The 244-nt window shown below is 48.4% G+C and carries 1 pseudogene; it reads right to left on the bottom strand.

The window, feature by feature from the left end:
- Positions 1 to 244, bottom strand: a pseudogene (locus BTV98_RS13355) (homoserine dehydrogenase); the annotation flags it as partial.

Here is a 244-nt window from a genome sequence, read left to right as displayed (position 1 = left end):
ATGAGAGTTGACCAGTACCGCATTTTTTACGCCATTGACGTTGGCAAGTAGGGCATTTTGTGGAATAAGCGTCGGGTGGACGCGCAGCTCAATACCCGCCGTACTGTTGTCACCTGAGCCATCGCCTTCACGGCGTACAGCAAAGCCTAAATGCTTGATGCGATAGCCAAGCTCTTCAGCGTAGTTGACGTCTTGCAAAGTAATAGCTGTAATCCCTTCACAGTAAACTTTATCAAACTGTAGC

The organism is Psychrobacter sp. Cmf 22.2 (assembly GCF_001921745.1).
Lineage (GTDB): Bacteria > Pseudomonadota > Gammaproteobacteria > Pseudomonadales > Moraxellaceae > Psychrobacter.
The sequence above is the reverse complement of the archived record's forward strand: the minus strand, read 5'-3'. Positions and strand labels throughout refer to the sequence as shown.